The sequence below is a fragment of the Streptomyces sp. NPDC102514 genome (assembly GCF_055584525.1).
In genome coordinates, this window is sequence record NZ_JBVJLW010000003.1 from 146,998 (window position 1) to 168,315 (window position 21,318).

Consider the following 21,318-nt stretch of genomic DNA (forward strand, 5'->3'; position numbering starts at 1 on the left):
GGAGGCCACCGCCCGGGCGAAGTCGACGAACATGCACATCAGCCCCGCCTGAAAGCAGCTCGACAGCGGCCTCCACCCATCACCCCCGGCCCACGCGGTCCGAACGGTCCGTCACTTGGTGACCGAGTACGAGTGGGCGCCCGTGCCCGCCAGTGCGCCGCCGTCCACGATCAGGTACTCGTCGCGGATCGGGCGGCCCGCGAGCCAGGATTCCAGGATCTCGCGGGTGCCCGCCGCATAGCGGGCCTGGGCCGAGAGAGAGGAGCCGGAGATGTGCGGGGTCATGCCGTGGTGCGGCATGGTGCGCCAGGGGTGGTCGGCGGGGGCGGGCTGCGGGTACCAGACATCACCCGCATAGCCCGCCAGCCGACCACTGCGCAGGGCGCGGTCGATCGCGTCCCGGTCGGCGATCTTCGCGCGTGCCGTGTTGATGAGGTACGCGCCGCGCTTCATCCGGCCCAGCAGTTCGTCGCCGAAGAGTCCTTCGGTCTCCGGGTGGAGCGGTGCGTTGATGGTGACGACGTCGCAGTGCGGGACCATGTCGGCGGCGCTCTCGTGGAAGGTCAGGCCCAGTTCGCGTTCGACCGCCTCGGGGAGGCGGTGGCGGTCGGTGTAGTGCAGCTGTACGTCGAAGGGGGCCAGGCGGCGCAGGACTGCCAGGCCGATGCGACCGGCGGCGACTGTGCCGACGTGCATGCCCTCCAGGTCGTAGGAGCGGGCCACGCAGTCCGCGATGTTCCAGCCGCCGTCGAGCACCACCTGATGCGACGGCAGGTAGTTGCGGACCAGGGACAGCGTCATCATCACCACGTGCTCGGCGACGCTGATGCTGTTGCAGTACGTCACCTCGGCGACCGTCACGCCGTGCGCGATGGCCGCGTCCAGGTCGACATGGTCCGAGCCGATCCCGGCCGTGATGGCGAGCTTGAGGTTCGGTGCCGCCGCGATGCGCTCCGGGGTCAGATACGCCGGCCAGAACGGCTGAGAGATCACCACATCCGTGTCGGGCAGCTCCCGGTCGAAGACCGAGCCGTCGCCCTCCTTGTCGGACGTGACGACGAGCGTGTGACCCGCCTTCTCCAGGAAGCGGCGCAGGCCCAGCTCGCCGGAGACGCTGCCGAGGAGGTGGCCCGGCGTGAAGTCGACGGCCTCGGGAGTGGGCGTGGTCTGACCGCCCGGGTACTGGTCGATCGCGGGGAGGTCGTCACGGGCGTACGTGGTCGGGTATCCGTCGGTCGGGTCGTCGTACAGCACACAGAGCACCTTCGCCATGATCACGGCTCCTCAACTGCGTTGACTGCGGGTGCAGTTCACGATCCACGCAGTCGATTGCCCTGGTCAAAGCGATTCTCGCTATGTCCGTATAGCCGACGGCTATCAGCGGTCGTCACCGGTGAGGTACGTCGTACGTCCACAGCAATTCACCCATGCCGTTCGAGGGCTGCCGAGCGAAGGTCGCCGAGGGAGACGCGACCGGGAGCCGTCGACCGGTCGCGGCCCGTGAAGCCTACGAACGTGGGCGCGCGACAGCCCCGGCAGCGGGCTGGTGGCACAGCAGCGCGGTCCACAGGTCGAGGCGGTCGGTGAGGCCGGACAGGTCGCGGTGGGTGAAGTGTTCGACGCGTTGGATGCGGTAGTGGACGGTGTTGACGTGCAGGTGCATCACTTCCGCGGTGCGGGGCCGCGGAGGCGTTCGTGGTGTCGAGGAGGGGACCGAGAACGGTACGGCTGCAGGCGTTGCGGACCTCGGCGGGCACACCGGTCAGGAGCGTGTTGAGCGTGGTGAGGGTGGTGGCGTCGGTGAGGAGCGAGGCATCGGGGGACGCGCTCTGCGCCGACGCCAGGCCGTAACGGGCTCTGGTGAGTGCTCCGGCCAGGTCCCGTGGCCCTGCGGCCGGTGCCCCGGTGCCGCCGTGCAGGGGTATGGAGGGCTCGCACGCGGCGACAAGGGCCCAGACTCCGTCGAGGGTGACGGATCCGGGGACGACCGCGAATGCCGTGCGCTCCGGCAGTCGGCCCACCGCGGCAGGTCCCGGCCCGGCCAGATGAGCCACGGCCTCCGACAGCGCACCTTCCGCCAACGCACCTTCCGTAAGTGCACCTTCCGTAAGTGCACCTTCCTCCAGCGCACCATCCACCGGTCCTTCACCCCAGGCACCCGTTTCAGCGGTGATCACACGGTACGGGCCCTCGCCGGGAGGCAGTCCGCAGGCTTGCAGGGCAGCCGCCACCGCGGTGCTCTCCGCGTCGGGGCGGGCGAGCAGCGCGCCGAGTTCGGCCGCCCTCCGGTGGGCGGCGGCCCGGCGGCGGGCCTGTGCTTCCTGGCAGCGGCCCAGGATCGCGGCCACCTCGTGCAGCATGCGTGGGGGCGCGGCGTCCGGGTCGGGCACGTAGAGGTGCCGGCGTTCGTACGGGGTCGCGGCGGCGTCGGCGATCGGCACCGTGGCGCCGGTGCCGTCCGCCAGGAGTGCGGTGGCTTCGGGAGCGGGGAGGGCGGGTGCGCCACCGGTCGCCGCGACCGTGCGGCCGGTGGCGGTGAGGACGTACGCGACTGCACCCGGTCCGAGGTGGGCGAAGGCAGCGGCGAGGACCGCATCCGGGCCGGCGTCCTGCGCTACGAGGCGGCTCAGCCGGGCTCGGGCGCTGGCGGGCAGTGCGTGGTGTCGGCTCAGCTCGCCCCACTGCTGGAGGTACACCTTGTCGATGACGGCCCGGAACATGACCTGGGCCGGGACGGCCGCCACCGGCAGACGATGCCGTACGCAGGCCTCGATCAGGTCGTCGGGGACCTGTGCGCCCCGGGCGTGCACGCCGTGTTCACCCACCATGACGCGCCCGACCGGCATTTCTCGACCGCCCGTCACGAACACCCGGCGGAGGATCCGGACGACAACCGTGTCCTCGACGACACCGTCCGCCACATCGGCCAGCGCGTCGCCGCCGTCGCCGCCGTCGCCGCCGTCGTGGCCGGCAGTGAGGCCGCCGCCGAGGAGGGCTGTCGGCGCAGCGAGGTGACGTACGAGGTGCTGCCCGCGGTCGTCGATCCGGAGGAGGCGATGCGGCCGGGGCGCACCCGTCGTGCACGACAAGGACGCGACGACGGCACGTATCGCCCGCCCGCGGGACAACGTCGTCGGGGAGGCGCACGGCGAGATCGGCGATGTCGAAGCGGGCTTCGCCGAGGCCGACGCCGTGTACGAGGGGACCTTCCGCACCCAGCGGGTCCAGCATGCCGGCCTGGAGACGCACGGCGCGGTGGCGTGGTTCGACGAGGACGGCCGGCTGAATGTGCGTACGAGTTCACGGACGCCGTACCTCACCCGGCGGGCCCTGTGCGCCCTCTACGACCTGCCCCACGAGCGGGTACGGGTCGTCGCGGGACGTGTCGGCGGGGGCTTCGGCGGCAAGCAGGAGATCCTCGTCGAGGACATTGTGGCCCTCGCGGTGCTGCGGCTGCGCCGGCCGGTGAAGCTGGAGTACACGCGCGCCGAGCAGTTCTACGGGGCCACCACCCGGCACCCGTTCACCATCCATGTGAAGGCGGGAGCCCGCCGCGACGGCAGACTGACCGCGCTTCAGCTGCGGGTGGTGGCGAACACGGGCGCGTACGGCAATCACGGTCCGGCGGTGATGTTCCACAGTGTCGGCGAGTCCATGGCCGTCTACCGCGCCCCGCACAAGAAGGTCGACGCCTACTCCGTCTACACGCACACCGTCCCGGCCGGTGCCTTCCGCGGCTACGGCCTCGGTCAGGTCATGTTCGCCATGGAGTCGGCTCTCGACGAACTCGCCCGCCGACTCGGCCTGGATTCCCTGGATTTCAGGGCAAGGAACGTCATCGGACCCGGCGATCCCATGATCACGGCGGGTGGCGAGGAAGAGGACCTGCACATCGCCGGCTACGGCCTCGACCAGCGCGTCGGCATCGTGCGCCGCGCCCGGCGCCAGCCCGTGTCCGAACCCGTCCCGGCGGGTTGGCTCGTCGGAGAGGGCGCCGCCCTCGCGATGATCGCGACCGGGCCGCCCGGCGGCCACATCGCCGACGCCAAGGCCGCTCTTCTGCCCGACGGCTCCTTCGATCTGGCCGCCGGCACCGCGGAGTTCGGCAACGGCACGACCACCGTGCACCGCCAGATCGCGGCCGGTGAACTCGCCACCACTGTCGACCGGATCACCGTCCGCCAGTCCGACACCGATGTCGTCGAGCACGACACCGGCGCCTTCGCCTCCACCGGCGTCGTCGTCGCGGGCAAGGCCACCCTGCGCGCCGCCCGCGCCCTCGCCGACCTGCTCCTCGACTTCACCGCCGCCCATCTGCGCATCCCCCGCGCCGACTGCCGGCTCGCCGAGGAAGCGGTGCTGCACCCCGGCGGACGCCTCCCGCTCAAGGAGTTGTACGTGTCCGCGCAGGCGGTCGGGGTCACCTTCGCCGCCGACGGGCACTTCGGCGGCACGCCCCGCTCGGTCGCCTTCAACGCCCAGTGGTTCGTCTCGCCGTCGACCCCGGCACCGGCGAGATCCGCATCCTGCGCAGCGTGCACGCGGCCGACGCGGGCAAGGTCATGAACCCGATGCAGTGCCACGGCCAGGTCGAGGGCGGCGTCGCCCAGGCACTGGGCGCGACCCTCTTCGAACACGTCCGCGTCGACGAGCACGGCGCCGTGGAGACGGCCGCGTTCCGCCGCTACCGACTCCCCCAGTACGCCGACATCCCCCGCACCGAGGTCCACTTCATGGAAACCACCGACGCCATCGGCCCGCTCGGCGCCAAGTCGATGAGCGAGAGCCCCTTCAACCCGATCGCCCCCGCCTTCGCGAACGCCCTGCGCGACGCGACCGGCATCCGCTTCACGGAACTCCCCCTCACCCGGGACCGGGTGTGGCTCGCCCTCGACGAGAAAGGTGGTGGTCAGCAGCGCATGGACAGTTCGCCCTGCGGCTTGTAGGCGGAACCGCTCAGCAGCGGCAGGTTGAGGTAGCCGCTGCCGGGAGTCTGGACGTGGTCGAGAAACTCGCGGTCCTGGTTCTCGTTGTAGATCAGGGCGCCGGACCGCAGCTTCGGTTCGATCACCTTCATGACATACCCGACCGAAGCCCGAAGCCATGCACCACGCGCTCCTGCGCCTGCCCGACGCCTCAGCGCGTACTCATGGTGTGTGGCCCGTCAGGTGTGCGTAGACGACGATGTTGTCCGCGTAGTGATTACGGGCCTTGGAGTACGTGCCGCCGCAGGTGATGAGGCGCAGTCCCGCATGGTCGATGTTGCGGTAGACGTCGATGGTCGGGAACTTGTTCTTGGGGTACTGAGCCACGCGGTCGACCGCGAAGTGTGCGGTGGTGCCGTCCTGTCGGGCGACGTCGATGGAGTCGCCGCGTACGAGGGTGGCGAGGTCGAAGAAGACGGCACGGCTGCCGTTCCAGGTGACATGACCTGCGATGACGGCGGGCCCCTGAGCGCCGGGGGTGGGGCCGGGCGTGTACCAGCCTGCTTTCGCCGGGTCTCGTGGTGTCTCCATGACGTTCTTCTCGTCCAGCCCGAGGCGTTCCAGGGCGGACGACACCTTGATCCCGGGGATCTTCACCCGCACGGGCGGGGAACTGGACAGCGGAGCCACCCGGTTCGTCGCCTCGTCGGACCGCGGGGCCCGCTGTCCCGACGCGGAAGACGCCGAAGACGGTGAAGAAGGTGAAGAGGAGGATGGGGCTGACGAGGGCTCGGACACGGCAGGTGGTGCGGGTTCTTGACGTACCGCGCCCAGAGCCAGCAGTGATCCGCCCACCACCAGCAGGGCCGTGGCCGCGATCAGCACGGCTCCCCGCAGGCCCCGGTGTACCGGGGCCTGCGGGGAGCCGTGGGCAGGTTCGTCAGAGCTCGGTGTGGTGTCGGGACCGTCCTCGGGCCTGCTCACCGCGGTCTCCTTCCGTTCGGTGCCTGACGGCTTCGCTGCCGATGGGTGTCATCCCTCGCGGCGACCGCTCAGCGCCCGCCGGCGCACGGCGAACAGGACTCCGGCGCTCAGGACCGCGGCACCACCGGCGGCCATCACAGCGGGCGACTCGACGCCCTGAGTGCTTCCGGAGCCGGTCTCGACCCCGCCGGACGGCATGGATCCGACGGACGCGCCCTGGAGCATGCCGCAGTCGGCGGGGGCTGTGGCCTCCTGGGGGAGCTTGGGGTCCAGTTCGCTCTTGCCCTTGCCGAAGTCGTACTTGCCGTTGTTGTTCGGGTCGATGCCGTGCTGGACGACGTGCAGGTCCTTGATGTGGTCGGCGACCTGCTGCGAGACGGTGATCGTGCGCTCGTAGGACAGCTTGCCGTCCTTGTCGGCGGCCGGCATCCGGTCCACGGCCAGGCCGCTGTCCTTGGACGTGTCACCCTTGGTGGTCAGGGAGATGTTGATGTCGCCGTAGGCGGGGAGCCCTTCGGCCGTGGTGACGATTCCGTCGCCGTTCTTGTCGGCACTGGCATCCGGGCAGTGGAAGTCGTGCCCCTTGGTGGAGCCATGTATGTGCTGGGCGTGGGGCTGGCCCGGGACCAGGCCGGACGCTTCGATCTTGACGGTCAGCTTGGTGCCGTCCAGCTGGAGCATGGCCGTTCCGTTCGCCCCACTGTCGTTCAACTGCTTGAGGTCGACCTGATAGCTGTGGCCCTCCGTCTGCGAACCATGACCGTCGTGGGCGAACGCCGGGGTGGCCGCTGCGAGGGTGAGGGCGGCGGGTACCGCCAGGAACGTGGTCAGCTGTCGAATACGCGTGTGCGTCATGAAGGAACATCCCTTCCGGACAGCCTGGTGACCGTCAGTCATCAGACCGCGAGCGATTGCTGTCACTCTTTGATCCGAAGCCACTTCCGCCCGGGATTGGTGCGGGCTGAAGGTCGGGGAACGTCACCCCGGTGAGGTCTTCGGATACGGCCCACAGGCGCCGCTGGACAGCAGCCTCGTACGACTCCGGGCTGGAGGTGACCAACCGGGGGTGGCCCTTGACCTCGTTGCGTCCGCCGGGGCCGTAGTACTGGCCGCCGAACGCGGCGGGGTCGGTGGCGGCGCGCAGGGTCGGCAGCGCACCCATCGCAGGAGTCTGGGTGATCAGCGGCGCGAGCCAGGTGAGCGGGAGCCGCAGGGCCGCGGGGGTGTTGCGGGCGAGTTCGGTGCTGGACAGGCCGGGGTGCGCGGCCACCGCGACGGTGGTGCCGTGCCCGGCGAGCCGGCGCTGCAGCTCGTACGTGAACATCAGGTTGGCCAGCTTGGACTGGCCGTAGGCGCCGACCCGGCTGTACGTGCGCTCCCACTGCAGGTCGTCGAAGTGGATCGCGGCCCTGATGCGGTGGCCGGTACTGCTGACCATCACCACGCGCGAGCCGGGCACCGGCAGCATCAGGTCCAGCAGCAGCCCGGTGAGCGCGAAGTGGCCGAGGTGATTGGTGCCGAACTGCATCTCGAAGCCGTCGCGGGTGGTCTGCTTCGGCGTGTACATCACGCCGGCGTTGTTGATCAGCAGGTCGATCCGGTCGAGCCGGGACCGCAGCGCCGCCGCCGCGGTCCGGACGGAGTCGAGCGAGGTCAGGTCGAGCGCCTGCACGGTCACGTCGCCGGTCATGCGGACCGCGGCCTGCTCGCCCTTCTCGGTGTTGCGCACGGCGAGCACGACGGACGCCCCGCGCTCCGCGAGCGCCTTGGCGGTCTCGTACCCCAGTCCGGTGTTGGCACCGGTCACCACCGCCACCCGCCCGCGCTGGTCCGGAATGTTCGCCGTCGTCCACTTGTCGCTCATGTCTGACCCCTGACTCGCTAACGTACCGAAGGTATCTTGTGCCGACGACGTTAAAGTACTCTCGGTACGTCGTCAACATACCGCAGGTACTTAAGTTAGGCTGGTGATCGTGACTTTCCAGCGGGCGCGAACCGAAGAGCAGCGGGAGATCCGCCGACGGGCGATCCTCGCCATGGCGTCGGCGATGCTCGACGAGATGCCCGTGGCCGCGGTCACCCTGAACGAGCTGAGCCGCCGGGTGGGCCTGGCGAAGCCGAACGTGCTGCGCTACTTCGAGTCCCGCGAGGCGGTGCTGCTGGAACTGCTGGACCACTTCCTGCAGGAGTGGCTGACGGAACTGGCGGGCGAGTTGGCCGCCGGCGTCGACGAAGATCTGCCGATGGCCGAGCGGGCGACGGCGGTGGCCGAGATACTCGGCGGTTCGCTCTCCGGCCGCGTGGTGCTGTGCGACCTCTTCGGCGCACAGGGCACCGTCCTGGAACGCAATGTCTCCGTCGAGGTCGTGGCACGCTACAAGCGCGCCTCCCTGGACCGCCTGACCACCATGACCGCCCTGATCCAGAAGTACCTGCCCGAGCTGGGCGAGACCGCGACGCTGTTCAGTCTGCAGACCATGGTGCTGGCCGGGGCGCTGTCGGCCTACAGCACTCCCCCACCCAGCCTCCAGGCAGCCTACGAGGCCGAACCCGACCTGGCCCGCTTCCACTTGGAGCTGAAGGACTCCTTGAAGCTGGCCCTGACCGCAACGCTCCTGGGCGTGCTCCCCCGCAATCCGCAAGCAGGCTGAAAACCGGAAGGCTGCGGGCTGTCGCGGCTTCCGGGACCAATACCTCAGACGACCAATCCTTCAGACAGCGACCTACGGATTACCGGCGACGCGAGCGGCCAGGCGCGTCATCCCCGACGGGCCTGGCCGTACCAGCGCGCACGGACAAGCTCAGCCCAGGGTGAGCAGTTCCTCGAAGAAGCCGCCGAACTGCCGCTCTTGGTCGACGAGATGAACTTCAAGGATCCAGTGGCTACGCCGTCCGGTCTTGTCGGGTCGCCGCAGCGCAGTGCCGTTGGCAGCGGTGATGTAGGACTCCGTCTCAGCGCCGTCGATCTTCTCGTGCGGGAACGCGCCGACCAGATGCCCGGCGTGCCAACCGCCCAGTTCCCACCCGGAAGCGGCGGCGAGCCGTTCGACCTCGGCGTACAACTGCTGGCCCGTGATGTCCGGGGCGCTCTCGAAGAACCGTCTGCCCGCTGCGAACACCTCCGAAAGGTCGTCGCGCAGACGGTGCTTGACCGGATCGTCGCCCAGGACGAAGGTCCGCCCGAAGTCGGCCTCGTACTCCTCGAAGATGGGACCGAAGTCGGCGAACACGATGTCGTCCTCGCCGATCAGCCGGTCCGGCGGGTTCTCCCGGTAAGGCTTCAGTGTGTTCGGCCCGGAGCGCACGATCCGCTTGTGCCAGTGCCGGGTCGTGCCGAACAGCTCGTTCGCGAGATCCCGGACTTGGTCGCTGACCTCCCGCTCCCCCCGTCCCGGCGCGATCAGCCCGCGCTCCTCCATCTCCGCGAAAAGCTGGACGGCTTTCGCCTGGGCATCGAGCAGGCGCGCCGCGCGCGTGGGTTCGTCATCCGCCATGGGGCTGACCGTAGAGGCCGGTAACGATCTTCGGCAACCGGAGTTCACGGGCAGATCGCCCCACACGGCGGCATCACCATCACCGGACGGGGGGCGACATCACCGGACGGGGGCGACGCGGCCAGAGCCGTCGAACGGCATGCGCCTCTTCTCACAGCGTCAACAGGATCAGTGGCACCGGGTGTTGGGCTACCAGTCCGTGCGGTACGGCGGCGAGCGCCGCGCCGCGCAGGACGAGCAGCTGGGGGTGGCCGGGGCGGCAGGCGACCGCGTCCACCACCCAGCGTGCGCCCTGCTCTGTCAGCAGCCGTCGCAGTTGGTCGGTGGCGCCGACCGAGGTGGAGCCGGTCACCACGATCACCTCGGTGTCATGCGGCGCGGTGAGGACGGGGTCGGCCAGTGACCCGGCGGGGTGGTCCGACACGGGGTGGACGTCGGTGACCTCGCCGCCGAGTGCGTACGCCAGCCGGTGGCAGCAACGGGCCCAGCGCGTCGCGTACCTGGCCGGGGCCAGGTCGCCCGGAGTGGATCAGTTCGTCGCCGGTGACCAGGATCCGGACGCGGGGCCGTGGCCGTACCGGCAGCGTGTCCTGTTACCTCCCGGCCCTGGTCCCAACCCCGACCCCGACCCCAGCCCCGGTCACAACCACCCTCGGATCGAGCACCTAAGCTGCGTGATGGCAGGCCGGTCGGAGGAGGGGAGCCCGCGTGGGAAGCAACCACCCCGGAGCGACGGACAGCGCACCCAGCGCTCCTCGTCCCGTTCCACCCGGCCAACGCCATGTGCACGGGTGGCCCGTGTCGCACTACGGCCTGGTCCCCCGCTTCCGCCCCGAGCGCTGGAACCTGCGTGTCTTCGGCGCGACCGCCACCGGCGACGAGCATGCCTGGACCTTCGACGAGGTCACCGCGCTCCCCCGCCGCACGGTCGTCGCCGACCTCCACTGCGCGACCGGCCCCACCTCCACGGACCACGAGTGGTACGGGATCCCCACCACGGCCGTCCTGGAACTGGTCCCGCCCGCCGCAGACGTCACGCACGTCATGGCCTGGGCGGAATACGGTTACGCCGCCAACCTCCGCCTCGCCGACTTCACCAGCCCCGAAGCCCTGTTGGCCACCCACCACAACGGCGAACCCCTCACCGCCGAACACGGCTTCCCCCTGCGCCTGGTCGTCCCTCACCTCTACGGCTACAAGAGCGCCAAGTGGCTGCGCGCCATCGAGTACCTCACCGAGGACCGGCGTGGCTTCTGGGAAGAACGCGGCTACCACAACATCGGCGACCCCTGGAAGGAGCAGCGCTACTCCCACCAGGAGCAGGAGGGCGACGGACCGGCACTCCCGACCTCCTGACCAGGAGGCACCCAGTCGGCCGACCACCGGTCATCACGTCCTGCGTCCTGTGCCGTCGCAGCGCAGCGCTCCTGCCGGAAGCCACGACCAGCGCACTCGCGGGGTTCAACGGCTGGACCTACAACAGCACCGGTGGTGACGGCGGTTCAAGGAGTGAGCAGGGGCTCGGCGACGATGGTCGTCGAGCCCCTGTCGGCCTCAGTGGAAGACCCGCTCCACGAACGCGTCGAGGTTGCCGCGCAGTCGCTCGATCTGCTGCTCGACCGTGAGGGACTCCTCCATGCGGGCGCCCGGTGCCGCCTTCTTCCTGCCCCGTACGTACAACGAGCAGTCCAGGTCGGCGCAGATGTAGACGCCCACCGAGTTGCCTCCGCGGCCGGCCGGGCCCGCCTTGGGTGCGGTCATGAGGGAGACGCCGTTGCCGGGGTGCGTGGTCAGGCACAACGAGCACAGGCTGCGGCGCAGGAAGCCGCGGTTGCCGGAGGCGAAACGCATGGACAGGCCGACGAGTTCATCGGCGCGTTCGACGACGAGATACCTGCGATCGGGCGCGGAGAGATCGAACCAGCCCAGGAAGTCCAGGTCGTCCCAGTGGTCGAGGTCCGCCAGGTTCTTGGGCAGAGGGAGGCGTTTGGCCTCCCCCTTCGAGCAGTTGACGAACGAGGTACGGATGTCGTGCTCGGTCAGGGGCTTCATGAAAGGTCCTTCAGGGGGTGAGGTGGACGATGGCGGGACATGACTCCGGCTCGCTAGACCGGTGCGTCGTGTCCGGCATGCTTCGGCGTCCTGTGCCGTACGGTGAGGCCCGCCACCAGGGCCGCGAGCAGCAGGACGCCCGCCGAGCACCGGTAGGCGACGGAGAAGCCGTGCACCATGCCTTCGTCGAGGGTCGTGCCGCCGTGGGCCGGATCATGCAGGTGCGAGTGGACGTAGCGGCTGGTGGCGCCGGTGGCGATGGTGTTGAGCAGTACGGTGCCCAGCGAAGCGCCCATCTGCTGAACGGTGTTGAGGACGGCCGAGGCCACACCGGCGTCCTGCGCGGGCACGCCGGCGGTGGCCGTCGCGTAGACCGGCATGAAGGTCAGGCCCATGCCCAGACCGAGCAGCAGCAGGGCAGGCAGCACGTGCGTGACGTACTGCGCATGCACGGTCAGGCTGCTGAGCAGCACCATGCCGGTGGCGGCCAGCACCATGCCGGACGACATCAGGGCGCGCGGCGCCGTGCGTGGCAGCAGGCGGGCCGCGATCTGGGTCGCGCCGATGACGATTCCGGCCGAGATCGGCACGAAGGCCAGGCCCGTTCGCACCGGCGGGTAGCCGAGGACGACCTGCAGGTAGTACGTCAGGAACAGGAAGACGCCGAACATGCCGATGGTGGCCAAGCCCATCGTCGCGAGCGATCCGGCCCGGACACGGTCCTTGACGATGCGCAACGGCAGCAGCGGGCTCGCCGCGCGGCTCTGCCACCATACGAAGGCGGTGAGCAGGAGCGCTCCGGCCACGAGCAGCGTGAGTACCAACGGGCTGGTCCAGCCGCGAGGTTCGGCCTCGCTGAAGCCGTACACGAGGGCGACGAGCCCGCCGCAGCCCAGCAGCGCGCCCGGTACGTCCAGGTGCCCGCCCCGGCGGCCGGGGCTGTCGCGCAGGAAGGCCGGTGCGCCGAGCAGGGCGGCCAGCGCGATGGGCACGTTGACGTACAGGGACCAACGCCAGTTCAGGTACTCGGTCAGGAGACCGCCGACGATCAGCCCGACCGCGCTGCCGCCGCCGGCCAGCGCACCGTAGACCCCGAACGCCCTGGCCCGTTCCTTGGGGTCGGTGAACGTCGTCGTCAGCAGCGACAGGGCCGAGGGCGCCAGGAGTGCCGCGAACGCACCTTGCAGTGCCCGCGCCGCGAACAGCATCCCGGGACCGGCCGCCGCGCCGCCCAGCGCGGAGGCCGCGGCGAACCCCGCCAGGCCGATGACGAAGGTGCGCTTGCGGCCCACCAGATCGGCGATCCGGCCGCCGAGCAGCAGCAGCCCGCCGAAGGCCAGCGTGTAGGCGGTGATCACCCACTGCCGGTCGGCGTCCGACATACCGAGAGCGTGCTGGGCGGAGGGCAGGGCGATGTTCACGACCGTGCCGTCAAGGATCACCATCAGCTGGGCGAGGGCGATGACGGCCAGCGCCCACCAGCGCTTCGGATCCGAGGCAAGTGCCAGTGCCGGTTCCGGTGCTGGTGCTGGTGCTGGTGCCGGTTCCGGAGTCGCGGCGGGAACCTCGCGGTCCGTGGAAGGGTCGGTGACCGCGGAAGGGTCTGACGGGAGGGATTCCCCGCCGGGTCGTTCGGGACGCTTCTTGCTCATGACGATCACGCACGTTTCGTGTCGGAGTGCTGTCGAGACAGCCGGCCAGGGACGGTCGCAGGGGTGACGACGGGCCGGTGTACGCAGCACGGGGACACGGCATGGCGATAGGGCAGCGGGAACCACGGACAGCACCCGGGGCCTGCCTCACCAGCTACGTGTCGGTCACGCCGGCGCTCTTGCTGGTCGTGAGGCGGAGAGTGCCGAGATCACGGTGACCAGCAAAAGAAGGGCCCGTCTTCGGGCGCGCCCCCGCGGCCCACGCGGCGACGAACCGCGCAGGCCAGGACATCTCGTGACACGGCATCTCAGGAAGACGCCGAAGACAAGAAACAGGAAGGGGGAAGAGTTACCGCGCGCCGCAGAGGAGCGAGGGCACACGGCCGGAGGCAACTATGGCCGCAACGCATTCAGCACGGTCCATGTCTCTCGCCTCCTTCCGGGCAGGGCACGCGGTGCGTGTCGACGCCGAGCGCGCCGAACGGGACGGCAGAGAACCTGCCGCGCGAAATCCCGGAAAGGATATCCCATCGACGCCACGGCACCACCGGGATTACCGACCGTCCACGCACACGCGCACGGAGTTGAAGTGGTGCTGACCCCGAGACGGCCCGAGACGGAAGGGCGGGCAGTACGGACGGGAAGCCCCTGACGATGTCTGACAGTTAGCTGCTGGTGCAGCCCCGACACGTCTGCGGCCCGGGCGAGGGCCTGCTCAAGCCGGTGCGGCAGCTGATCGAGTCATGGGCCGGCGAGGCGGAGGCCGGAAGGACGAGCAGTGGCCCGTTACGGAGAAGGGTGACGGAACTGGGCGCTCGGCTCTACTTCGAGGACGATGCACGTCAGCCGTACCCCACACAAGCTGACAGCCGCAGAAGATCCAGCCAGTGCCGGTACCGGTACCGGCACCGCTGCCGGCACTGGCGTAGGTGCCAGTACCGGCAGCGGCCGAGTGGGGGTCATCCGAACGTGGCGACCAGGCGTCCGATGACCTCGCCGCGTTCGAGCCGGCCGATCCCGTCGGCGATGTCCTCGAAGCCGATCTCGGTGATCCGCGAGGACAGCTTGCCCTCGGCGACGAGGTCAAGCACCGCCGCGCAGTCCTCCTTGGAACCGGCCTGCGAGCCGACGAGTTCGACCTCGTTGAGTGTGAGCGCCTGGAGGTCGATCTCGCCGCGGGCGCGGCCCAGGCCGACCTGGACGATCCGTCCGCCGCGTCGGACGGAATGAATCGCGCCGTCGGTGGTCGTCCCGAACCCGGCGAAGTCGATGACCACGTCGAGGCTCTCGCCTGCGAACTCGGTGATGTCGGTGGCGACCCTCTCGGCGCCGAGCGAGCGGGCGAAGTCGTGTACGCGCTCGTTCTTCTCGGCGACGAACAGCGTGGCGCCGAGTGCGAGCGCGGTCTGCGCGCCGAGTGAGCCGAGTCCCCCGAGGCCGATGATCCCGACCCGGGAGCCGGCGGAGACCTTACCTTGCACCGAGACCGCGTGGTACGAGGTGAGACCGGCGTCGGTAGCGGCTGCCGCCTGGTCGAACGGCACCCCGTCGGGCAGTGCGACGACAAGTCGCTCCAGGACGACGACCTCGTCCGCGAAGCCGCCGTTCTTCGAAGTTCCAGGCCCCTCGATGGCGGCCGGGACGACGACCCTCTGACCGACGGTGAACTGGGCCACGTCGTTTCCGACGGCCGAGACGACGCCCGCGATCTCGTGACCGAGCGTGATCGGGCTGAACGGGAGCAGCGGCGTCAGCGTGCCGTCGAGGAATCCGACGTCGCTGTGGCAGAGACCGGCGGCGCGGACGTGTACGACGAGTTCGTCCGCGGCCGGCGTCGGGGTCGGCACCTCGCTCAGGGTGAGTGGCTTACCGATTTCGGTGAACTGCCATGCGCGCATCGTCTGCTCCTTGAACGCTTGTCTCCTGGTGACGGCCGCGCGGTGCGGGCGACCGTCGAACCTTATTGGTACCTCATCCCAAAAGTACTTCACTACGCTCGGGTGATGACGACTTCCCGTGCCCGCCGGGGGCGACCGCCCGCCTCGACCCGCGAAGCCCTGGAGGAGGTCGCCTTCGAGCTGCTGCTCCGGGACGGCTACGAGGCGACGACGCTCCAGGCCATCATGACCGCGGGTGGAGTGGGGCGATCGACGCTGTTCCGCTACTTCGGTTCGAAGGCGGGGATCGTGTGGGGCGAGTTCGACCGTGCCGTCGAGCGGCTGCGGTCGGCTCTCGACGACGCCGATGACGTACCCGTGATGGCGGCCGTGCGGGCGGCGGTCGTCCGGTCGACACATCTGTCCCGGGCAGCGGCGCCGGACACGTGGCTCGACCGGTTCCGCGTCCTCGACCAGGATGCCGCGCTCGTCGCGGAGGCCGCCGCGCACTGGCACGTATGGGCCGAGACGGTGAGCCGGTACGCGGCCGAACGCACCGGACTCGACGCGGACGCTCCGACCCCAGCGGCGATCGGCGGCGCCGTACAGGCGGCCTACGTCGCGGTGCTCAGGCGCTGGGCCGAGGCGGATGGGGCCGAGACGGACGGCGTCGCCGCCGCCGCGGATGCCGTCGACATCGACGAGCTGGACGCCGCACTACGTCCGATCACCGATGCCTTCCAGGCGGTCCTGGACGGTGCGGCCCGGGGCTGACCGAACACTTCTGAGGCGAGGTGTATTTTTGGGATGGGGTTCCGAAAGTCGGATACTCCCCCAGGACCACACAGGACGAAGGAGTCCCCTCATGAGCCGTCTGGACGACAAGGTCGCGATCATCACCGGAGCGGGCCGGGGCATGGGCGCCGCGCACGCCCGCCGCTTCGTCAAGGAGGGGGCCAAGGTCACCCTCACGGACGTCAACGAGGCCGCCATCCGGGAACTCGCCGACGAGCTCGGCGACAGCGCCCGGTACACGGTGCAGGACGTCACGAAGTCCGACGACTGGGCGCGTGTCGTGGCCGAGACCGAAGCGGCCTTCGGTGACGTGACCGTCCTGGTGAACAACGCGGGCATCCTGGGTCCGATCGCCAAGACGGCGGACCTCGACGAGGACGACTACCTCAAGGTGTGCGCCATCAACCAGCACTCCCAGTTCCTCGGGATGAAGACGGTCATCCCGTCGATGCAGCGTGCGGGCATCGGGTCGATCGTGAACATATCGTCGCTGGCAGGACTGCGGGCGAACTATGGCTTCCCCAGCCTCGCGTACGTCGCGAGCAAGTTCGCGAGCCGGGGGATGACGAAGGCCGCCGCCCAGGAGTACGGCGGTGACAACATCCGCGTGAACTCCGTGCACCCCGGCTTCATCAACACGCCGATGATGGTCGAGGCGACCGACGAGGAGGGCGGCGACGCCCTGGCACAGATCTTCCTCGGCCGACTGGCGGAGCCGGACGAGGTGTCCTCGCTGGTGCTGTTCCTGGCGTCCGACGAGTCCTCCTACATCACGGGCGCCGAACACAAGATCGACGCGGGTATGTCGGCTTCCTGACACCACCCCGCCGCACGCAGCCCCCGAAGCGGCTGCTGTGTCCCGAGCGACCCGCCCCGCTTCCCCCCTGGAGGGCGGCAAGCCAGTCGGTCAAGAGGCAGTTGACTTCGTCGAGTCGCCCCTGCTGGACCCAGTGGCCGCTGGCCGCAGCCGTCCAGGTGGTGGGGCGTCCTGGGCGCCGCCGCTCCCCGGCATAGACGCCGAGGTCGGCGCCGCCCAGCCAGACAGGGAGCGCCCCGGCGGGGAAGCCTTCGCGCAGCAGGCCGTGACGAAGTGCGGGTCGGGCTCGAACTCCGCCTCCACGCGGCCGGGTTTCTGGAGGTAGAGGACATGGAACTCATGCTCGGGCCCGACGATCTGGCCGAAGACATCAGCGGGGCGGGGCCGCAGGGCGACACGTAGGGGACGCTCAGCAGGGATACGGCGCTGAATGCCTCGGGGCGGAGCAGGGCGGAGGCGGCCACGATGCCGGAACCCCCGTCGTGGCCGAACTCCGAGAACATGTAGGCAATCAGCAGCACCACGGTGCAGCTGGTGGTCCACGCGATTCGGATTCGCGAGAGGGGCATGCCGACTGGTCGACATCGAGCCCCGAGCCCGTATCAACAAGGCTCCGCCGACCGCCGTCCCACCACCCCTGTCGGGCAACACCCGGCCAGCGCCCGCTCACGCTCGACGAATTACAGACTGGAGGCCGCCGCTTCCGGCCAACTCGCCGGTCCCTGAGTACGCGTACTCAGGCCCAGGGACGATCACCCCGCCAGACTGTGGCGTCCATGACAGATCGGCGAGGAGTAGGTATGAACCGGATGAGGAAAGCCCTGCTGATGACAGCGATGACGCTCTGTGCGCTGGCGGCCGGCACCGTAGGCCCCGCCGCCGCGGTCACCGATCCCCTTCTGCCCCACCCCGGGCCGGACGGTCTGGTGTGGGTGGAGGAACACATTGGTGACGGCGGAGTCGCGTCGGGCGGTGCATGGGACCGTCTGCCAACCGTCCTCACGGTGGCCTGCGAAGGCGGCGGCGACGTACGGGTGACCATGCAGTCACAGGACACCGAAGTCGCTGCGTTCTCGGTCGACTGCCCAGCCGGTACCGCCGGGACAGGCTCGGTGGCCATGGAAGCCGGCGTAGTGCGGCCAGGCTCCTTCACGATCGGAGTCGATGCCTCGACGCAGAACATCCGCTGGTCCCTGACCGTGACACAGCCGGAGTAACTAGACGGAGCACCCGCGGCCGTGCCCCACAGCATCCGCACCCCGGCCGTCTTTCAGACGGTGCTCATCGCCCCCGAAGACCGGCCGACTTTCAGACGGCTCCAGCTCTGATCGGCGCCGGGTTCTCCGGGAGTTGCCAGTTGCCGCCGCGGTCCTCCTTCGAGAAGCGGGCTGCGAGATCGGGGACGTGCAGGAAGCAGGCCAGGGCGGTGGCGGACTGGAAGGCGTCGATCGCACGTTGGGTCGTCGGCATGCCCAGGCGTAGGAGGCGCGGATTCACCTCACCCTGGATCTCGTCGACGAAGGGCCGCAGCACGCTGTCGTAGTTCGCCAGTGCGGTCGGCAGATCGTCCGGGTGCCGGTTGATCTCGCCGGCCAGGACGTGGGCGCCGACCAGACCTCCGGAGATGCCCATGCCGCTGTAAGGGGAGGCGCAGTGGGCGGCGTCCCCGGCAAGGACCACCCGGCCCTCGGACCAGGTGTCGGTGCGGACCTGGACGACCTCTTGGGAGTAGAAGAAGGGGCTCGTCCGCATGCCGTCGATGAAGCGCTCGGTCTGCCAGCCCGCGTCGCGGAACCTGCTCGCCCAGAACTCCTGCTGGCGCGCGACGGGTTCCCGGTGGATCGCCGAGGCTTCCGCGGACTCCTCCCGCATGACGAAGTACACCTGCGTCTCGGTCGGGTTGTGGCTGCGGCGCATGATCTGACGGCCGCCCGGGACCATGTAGGTGTCCCGGATGTTGCTGTCGGACGCGATGCGCGGGATGAACCAGTAGGCCATGTGAATGCCGACCCGCCAGTACGGGTCGCAGTCCGCAGGGAGGATCGCCCGCCGGATGCGCGACCCCTGCCCGTCCGCGCCGACCAGAAGGTCGTACTCACCGGAGGACCCGTCGGAGAAGTGCGCGATGACCTTCTGTTCGTCCTGCTCGAAGCCGTCCACGCTCACGCCGAAGACGTACTCGGCGTGGTCCTTCGACGCGTCGTGCAGGATGCGTACCAGGTCACCGCGCATGATCTCGTACTCGGACGTGAGGGTCTGTCGGCCCCGGCCGGAGGTGTTGGCCATGATCGTCGCCTTGGTCCTGCCGCGCGCGTCGACGAAGGCGACACCCGCCTCGTCCACCAGTTTGTCGCGGACGGCGTCGAGGAGCCCCATCCGTTCGACGGCCTCGATGCCCTGTCCCCGCAGGTCGACCTGCGCGCCGGTGGCCCGCAGCGCCGGAGCGCGTTCGACGACGGTCACCTCGTGGCCGCCCCGCGTGAGCCAGTAGGCCAGCGCCTGGCCCGCTGTCCCGCCGCCTGCAACCAGGACCTTCAACCTCAAGGGGCGTGTTCCCGATCCGTCGGCCATCCCCATCACCCCAAAATCTATCAGTGAATGATTCCTCTCCAGAGTCATCTATCAGTGATAGATTTGTCAACGTGACCAAGGTGAACCGCGAGATCGTCATCTCCGAAGCGCTCGACCTGCTCGACGAGGTCGGACTGGACGCGGTCAGCACGCGGCAGCTGGCGAAGCGGCTGGGCGTCGAACAGCCCTCGCTCTACTGGTACTTCCACACCAAGAAGGACCTCCTTGCCGCCATGGCGGAGTCGGCAATGGCGCCGCATGCGGCTGCCCCGCTGCCGACCCTCGACGACGACTGGCGTGACTGGTTCCTGGACAACACGCGGAGTTTCCGGCACACCCTGCTGATGCGCCGGGACGGCGCACGCCTCCACGCGGGCAGCAGCCCTGCCAACGACCTCGACCGGATCCGCCGCAAGATGGACTTCCTGCTCACTTCCGGAGTGCCCGAGCGGGACGCGCAGATGGCGATGCTGACTGCCAGCCGCTTCACGGTCGGCAGCGCCCTGGAGGAACAGGCGGACGCCGGCTCCAGTGACGGCTCAGATCCGCCGGCGGGCATGCCTGTCATCGACCACGAGTCAGCGTTCGAGGCCGGCCTGACCCTCATCCTGGACGGCCTGGTGCACCGCATCTCAATGCGGGCCGCTCCCCCGTCGGGCAACGACGGCACCCTCAAGTGATCGACGCGTCACCCACATATGACAGCGTGACCGTGGAGACACAGGTGTCGGCGTACGCATTCACGTGGCTCTGATACGAGGAGACGCTGCCACCCCTCACACCTGCACCCCGGGCCCGGCGAACTGCAGGTGCGCCGCGTCGGCGCTGGCGCTGGCGCGAGTGATGACCGGAAGCGATGCCGCAGACAGGCAGCGGGACTTCGAGGACTGCGGCTGCGCTCCCCGCCCGCCTGCCTGCCCACCCGCACATCCGCACATCCGCACATCCGCCGGGACGGTGTGTCAGACCACGGCGAGCCGGTCGACCAGCAGCTCCATCCTCCGCTCGGCCTCCGCCGACGGCAGCCGTCCCACCCGGGTCAGCGTCGCCAGCCCGTGCAGGGCCGCCCAGAACACCTCGGTGAACAGTCCCGGATGGACGTCGTCCCCGGCGACCTCACCCAGGCTCTCCAGCAACGCGGCAAAGGCGTCCTTGAGAGGTTCCGGGGTGTCGTCACGTGCGAACGCCAGACCGCCGTCGAGCTGGAACAGGGCGTCGTAGACCGCCGGGTTGCGTGCGGCGAAGTCGAGGTAGGCGCGGGCGAGGGCGGTGACCCGCTCGCGCGGGCCGTCCGCGGCGGCTGCCGCGGCCCGCACCGCCGCCGCCAACTCGGTGGCACCTTCGAGGGAAACAGCGCCGATGATCTCGCGCTTGCCGCGGAAGTGGCTGTAGAGGACGGGCTGGCTGTACTCGATGCGCTCGGCGAGCCGACGTGTGGTGACCGCTTCCCAGCCCTGCTGCTCGGCGAGTTCGCGGGCCGTGGCCACGATGAGGCGCTCGCGGGCCGCCCGTTCGCGCTCCTTGCGTTCTTGTACTGACATGACCCGATCCTAGCACTGCTAGACAATCAAGCGGCAGTAGGTCTAGCGTTGCTTTGTCATCTAGCAACACTAGATTTCTGGAGGGGTAGCCATGCTCAACGCACTCGAGGTCTTCACCACCGTGATCGTCGGCCTGATGGTGGGGGTGGAGTTCGCCGTCGCCTTCGTCATGAACCCGATCCTCAACGCCCTCCCGGAGGACAGCCGCCAGCTCGGCCACGCCCACGGGGGCCGGATGCTCGGCGCCCTGATGCCGTTCTGGTACGTCGGTTCGCTCGTCCTGAGCGCGCTCTGGGCCATCACCGGATGGCACGAACAGGGCACGGGCCTGGTCGTCATCGCGGCCGTGCTGCTGATCATCAGCGTGGTCATGTCGCTGCTGCTCCTCGTCCCGATCAACAACCGGAACAAGACGTGGACCCCCGAAAACCGGCCCGCGGACTGGCAGGAGCAGATAAACCGCTGGCTCCGCTTCCACTACGTCCGCGTCGCCGTCATCATCGCGGCCTTCACCCTGCTCGTCGCGGCCCTCGCCTGAACCCGCGGCCCGGCAGCACGCCGGCGGCGCACCGTCCCACTCCCCCGAGCGGCAACAGGCCACCGAAATCCC

21 protein-coding genes and 1 pseudogene are annotated in these 21,318 nt (G+C 69.5%); 9 read left to right on the forward strand and 13 right to left on the reverse strand.

Annotated features, from left to right (window positions below; translation table 11 throughout):
* Positions 1–111: 111 nt before the first annotated feature.
* Entirely contained in the window at positions 112–1,272 is a 1,161-nt protein-coding gene (locus tag ACZ60E_RS08840; protein WP_469439112.1) for an NAD-dependent formate dehydrogenase, read from the reverse strand.
* A 149-nt stretch (positions 1,273–1,421) separates the two neighbouring features.
* Positions 1,422–2,744, reverse strand: a complete 1,323-nt coding sequence (locus tag ACZ60E_RS08845; protein ID WP_469439113.1) for a hypothetical protein — start codon at positions 2,742–2,744, stop codon at positions 1,422–1,424.
* Between the two features lie 45 nt (positions 2,745–2,789).
* Between ACZ60E_RS08845 and ACZ60E_RS08850 the strand changes: the two are divergent.
* A pseudogene (locus ACZ60E_RS08850) lies at positions 2,790–4,946 on the forward strand (xanthine dehydrogenase family protein molybdopterin-binding subunit); the annotation flags it as partial.
* On the opposite strand, the gene ACZ60E_RS08855 reads toward ACZ60E_RS08850, so the two are convergent.
* The 4 genes from ACZ60E_RS08855 to ACZ60E_RS08870 all read right to left on the reverse strand — a co-directional run bounded on the left by ACZ60E_RS08855 (position 4,910) and on the right by ACZ60E_RS08870 (position 7,773).
* Positions 4,910–5,077, reverse strand: a complete 168-nt coding sequence (locus ACZ60E_RS08855; RefSeq protein ID WP_469439114.1) for a hypothetical protein — start codon at positions 5,075–5,077, stop codon at positions 4,910–4,912. The pseudogene ACZ60E_RS08850 and the gene ACZ60E_RS08855 sit on opposite strands and share 37 nt — an antisense overlap.
* Before the next feature lie 70 nt (positions 5,078–5,147).
* Positions 5,148–5,615, reverse strand: a complete 468-nt coding sequence (locus ACZ60E_RS08860; protein WP_469439115.1) for a class F sortase — start codon at positions 5,613–5,615, stop codon at positions 5,148–5,150.
* A gap of 342 nt (positions 5,616–5,957) precedes the next feature.
* Positions 5,958–6,764 carry a hypothetical protein gene (locus ACZ60E_RS08865; protein ID WP_384815785.1) on the reverse strand — a complete coding sequence of 269 codons (807 nt, stop codon included), beginning with the start codon at positions 6,762–6,764 and terminating at the stop codon, positions 5,958–5,960.
* 34 nt (positions 6,765–6,798) lie between these two features.
* Positions 6,799–7,773, reverse strand: coding sequence for an SDR family NAD(P)-dependent oxidoreductase (locus ACZ60E_RS08870; RefSeq protein ID WP_469439116.1), 975 nt, complete (start codon positions 7,771–7,773; stop codon positions 6,799–6,801).
* Positions 7,774–7,882: 109 nt separating this feature from the next.
* Between ACZ60E_RS08870 and ACZ60E_RS08875 the strand changes: the two genes are divergently transcribed.
* Positions 7,883–8,560, forward strand: coding sequence for a TetR/AcrR family transcriptional regulator (locus tag ACZ60E_RS08875; RefSeq protein ID WP_469439117.1), 678 nt, complete (start codon positions 7,883–7,885; stop codon positions 8,558–8,560).
* 150 nt (positions 8,561–8,710) lie between these two features.
* On the opposite strand, the gene ACZ60E_RS08880 is transcribed toward ACZ60E_RS08875, so the two are convergent.
* Positions 8,711–9,403: a M24 family metallopeptidase gene (locus ACZ60E_RS08880; protein ID WP_469439118.1), complete on the reverse strand. Its 693-nt coding sequence runs from the start codon at positions 9,401–9,403 to the stop codon at positions 8,711–8,713.
* Positions 9,404–9,554: 151 nt separating this feature from the next.
* On the reverse strand, positions 9,555–9,827 hold the full coding sequence (locus tag ACZ60E_RS08885; protein WP_469439119.1) for a hypothetical protein: 273 nt from the start codon (positions 9,825–9,827) through the stop codon (positions 9,555–9,557).
* A 284-nt stretch (positions 9,828–10,111) separates the two neighbouring features.
* On the opposite strand from ACZ60E_RS08885, the gene ACZ60E_RS08890 reads away from it, so the two are divergent.
* The gene (locus tag ACZ60E_RS08890) at positions 10,112–10,759 is read left to right on the forward strand and encodes a sulfite oxidase-like oxidoreductase (RefSeq protein ID WP_469439120.1); all 648 of its coding nucleotides are present in this window, start codon (positions 10,112–10,114) and stop codon (positions 10,757–10,759) included.
* A gap of 198 nt (positions 10,760–10,957) precedes the next feature.
* Here the strand turns inward: ACZ60E_RS08890 and ACZ60E_RS08895 are convergent, their stop codons facing one another.
* The 3 genes from ACZ60E_RS08895 to ACZ60E_RS08905 all read right to left on the reverse strand — a co-directional run bounded on the left by ACZ60E_RS08895 (position 10,958) and on the right by ACZ60E_RS08905 (position 15,005).
* Positions 10,958–11,455 (reverse strand): FBP domain-containing protein, encoded by a 498-nt coding sequence (locus ACZ60E_RS08895; protein WP_469439121.1) that lies wholly within the window; start codon positions 11,453–11,455, stop codon positions 10,958–10,960.
* Between the two features lie 53 nt (positions 11,456–11,508).
* Positions 11,509–13,107, reverse strand: coding sequence for an MFS transporter (locus ACZ60E_RS08900; RefSeq protein ID WP_469439122.1), 1,599 nt, complete (start codon positions 13,105–13,107; stop codon positions 11,509–11,511).
* A 959-nt stretch (positions 13,108–14,066) separates the two neighbouring features.
* On the reverse strand, positions 14,067–15,005 hold the full coding sequence (locus tag ACZ60E_RS08905; RefSeq protein ID WP_469439123.1) for a zinc-binding dehydrogenase: 939 nt from the start codon (positions 15,003–15,005) through the stop codon (positions 14,067–14,069).
* A gap of 105 nt (positions 15,006–15,110) precedes the next feature.
* Between ACZ60E_RS08905 and ACZ60E_RS08910 the strand changes: the two genes are divergently transcribed.
* The 4 genes from ACZ60E_RS08910 to ACZ60E_RS08925 all read left to right on the forward strand — a co-directional run bounded on the left by ACZ60E_RS08910 (position 15,111) and on the right by ACZ60E_RS08925 (position 17,813).
* Entirely contained in the window at positions 15,111–15,758 is a 648-nt protein-coding gene (locus ACZ60E_RS08910; protein WP_469439124.1) for an acyl-CoA-like ligand-binding transcription factor, read from the forward strand.
* A gap of 91 nt (positions 15,759–15,849) precedes the next feature.
* Complete coding sequence (locus tag ACZ60E_RS08915) at positions 15,850–16,596, forward strand: SDR family NAD(P)-dependent oxidoreductase (protein ID WP_384815812.1); 747 nt, start codon at positions 15,850–15,852, stop codon at positions 16,594–16,596.
* A 273-nt stretch (positions 16,597–16,869) separates the two neighbouring features.
* Complete coding sequence (locus ACZ60E_RS08920) at positions 16,870–16,998, forward strand: hypothetical protein (protein ID WP_469439125.1); 129 nt, start codon at positions 16,870–16,872, stop codon at positions 16,996–16,998.
* Between the two features lie 398 nt (positions 16,999–17,396).
* Positions 17,397–17,813, forward strand: a complete 417-nt coding sequence (locus tag ACZ60E_RS08925; RefSeq protein WP_469439126.1) for a hypothetical protein — start codon at positions 17,397–17,399, stop codon at positions 17,811–17,813.
* Between the two features lie 91 nt (positions 17,814–17,904).
* On the opposite strand, the gene ACZ60E_RS08930 is transcribed toward ACZ60E_RS08925, so the two are convergent.
* Complete coding sequence (locus tag ACZ60E_RS08930; protein ID WP_469439127.1) at positions 17,905–19,140, reverse strand: FAD-dependent monooxygenase; 1,236 nt, start codon at positions 19,138–19,140, stop codon at positions 17,905–17,907.
* A gap of 98 nt (positions 19,141–19,238) precedes the next feature.
* Here ACZ60E_RS08930 and ACZ60E_RS08935 point away from each other — a divergent pair, with 98 nt between their 5' ends.
* Positions 19,239–19,847 (forward strand): TetR/AcrR family transcriptional regulator C-terminal domain-containing protein, encoded by a 609-nt coding sequence (locus ACZ60E_RS08935; RefSeq protein WP_469439128.1) that lies wholly within the window; start codon positions 19,239–19,241, stop codon positions 19,845–19,847.
* A gap of 282 nt (positions 19,848–20,129) precedes the next feature.
* Here ACZ60E_RS08935 and ACZ60E_RS08940 read toward each other — a convergent pair whose 3' ends face one another.
* Positions 20,130–20,708, reverse strand: coding sequence for a TetR/AcrR family transcriptional regulator (locus ACZ60E_RS08940; RefSeq protein WP_384815827.1), 579 nt, complete (start codon positions 20,706–20,708; stop codon positions 20,130–20,132).
* Positions 20,709–20,799: 91 nt separating this feature from the next.
* Between ACZ60E_RS08940 and ACZ60E_RS08945 the strand changes: the two genes are divergently transcribed.
* Entirely contained in the window at positions 20,800–21,246 is a 447-nt protein-coding gene (locus tag ACZ60E_RS08945; RefSeq protein WP_469439129.1) for an anthrone oxygenase family protein, read from the forward strand.
* Positions 21,247–21,318 lie beyond the last annotated feature (72 nt).

Bases quoted from the DNA above. Each gene is read 5' to 3' on its own strand.
- ACZ60E_RS08840 (WP_469439112.1), bottom strand. From the start codon at position 1,272: ATGGCGAAGGTGCTCTGTGTGCTGTACGACGACCCGACCGACGGATAC.
- ACZ60E_RS08855 (WP_469439114.1), bottom strand. From the start codon at position 5,077: ATGAAGGTGATCGAACCGAAGCTGCGGTCCGGCGCCCTGATCTACAAC.
- ACZ60E_RS08865 (WP_384815785.1), bottom strand. From the start codon at position 6,764: ATGACGCACACGCGTATTCGACAGCTGACCACGTTCCTGGCGGTACCC.
- ACZ60E_RS08870 (WP_469439116.1), bottom strand. From the start codon at position 7,773: ATGAGCGACAAGTGGACGACGGCGAACATTCCGGACCAGCGCGGGCGG.
- ACZ60E_RS08880 (WP_469439118.1), bottom strand. From the start codon at position 9,403: ATGGCGGATGACGAACCCACGCGCGCGGCGCGCCTGCTCGATGCCCAG.
- ACZ60E_RS08895 (WP_469439121.1), bottom strand. From the start codon at position 11,455: ATGAAGCCCCTGACCGAGCACGACATCCGTACCTCGTTCGTCAACTGC.
- ACZ60E_RS08900 (WP_469439122.1), bottom strand. From the start codon at position 13,107: ATGAGCAAGAAGCGTCCCGAACGACCCGGCGGGGAATCCCTCCCGTCA.
- ACZ60E_RS08905 (WP_469439123.1), bottom strand. From the start codon at position 15,005: ATGCGCGCATGGCAGTTCACCGAAATCGGTAAGCCACTCACCCTGAGC.
- ACZ60E_RS08910 (WP_469439124.1), top strand. From the start codon at position 15,111: ATGACGACTTCCCGTGCCCGCCGGGGGCGACCGCCCGCCTCGACCCGC.
- ACZ60E_RS08915 (WP_384815812.1), top strand. From the start codon at position 15,850: ATGAGCCGTCTGGACGACAAGGTCGCGATCATCACCGGAGCGGGCCGG.
- ACZ60E_RS08925 (WP_469439126.1), top strand. From the start codon at position 17,397: ATGAACCGGATGAGGAAAGCCCTGCTGATGACAGCGATGACGCTCTGT.
- ACZ60E_RS08940 (WP_384815827.1), bottom strand. From the start codon at position 20,708: ATGTCAGTACAAGAACGCAAGGAGCGCGAACGGGCGGCCCGCGAGCGC.
- ACZ60E_RS08945 (WP_469439129.1), top strand. From the start codon at position 20,800: ATGCTCAACGCACTCGAGGTCTTCACCACCGTGATCGTCGGCCTGATG.